Below are 714 nucleotides of genomic sequence, written 5' to 3'. Positions count from 1 at the left end.
CTGCACTAATTCCAAATAACCGACAGATTACAGCTTTTCGCAAGGCTTCTGGAGTCGCTAGACACGCTTACAACTGGGCAAATGCTCAAATCAAGGATATTTTAGCTGCTCAAAAAGAAGGCGAAAAACTTAAATTACCATCAGCGATTGACTTGCATAAAAAGTTAGTTGCTGAGGTAAAATCTGAGCATATTTGGTATTACGAAGTTAATAAAAATATCCCTCAGAAGGCGTTAGCTGACTTACGCCAAGCATGGGATAGGTGTTTTAGGAAGACATCGAAACAACCCCGATTCAAAAAGAAAGGTCAACGTGATTCTTTCTATTTGGAGTCAGGAACTAAGGCGAAACCAGCAATTAAAAATGATAGTAAAAGAATTAAATTACCGTCAATTGGCTGGGTACGTTTAGCAGAACCTTTACCGATTACAGTAACTCATAATTGCGTGATTTCTAGACAGGCTGATAAATGGTTTATTTCTGTTAAATACGAAGTTGAAAAACCTCCTATACTTGCAGACAGACCGACCATTGGTGTTGACATTGGTATCAAAGAATTAGCAGTTTGCAGTAATGGTGAAGTATTCGAGAATCCTAAAGCCTACCGCCATAAAACTGAGAAATTCGGGAGTGAACTAATCCTTGTGGATCGGTTTTTTCCTAGTTCCCAAATATGCTCTAATTGCGGTAATCATCGTCATAAAATGCCATTAA

1 protein-coding gene is annotated in these 714 nt (G+C 38.4%); it reads left to right on the top strand.

Going from position 1 to position 714, the window contains the following annotated elements; all coding sequences use genetic code 11:
- Positions 1-714: RNA-guided endonuclease TnpB family protein (locus tag FJR06_RS14465; RefSeq protein ID WP_168651682.1), on the top strand; the 714-nt coding region annotated here is incomplete at both ends.

The organism is Dolichospermum sp. UHCC 0352, from assembly GCF_009711925.1.
Lineage (GTDB): Bacteria > Cyanobacteriota > Cyanobacteriia > Cyanobacteriales > Nostocaceae > Dolichospermum > Dolichospermum lemmermannii.
This window is presented reverse-complemented; position numbering and strand designations above follow the sequence as displayed.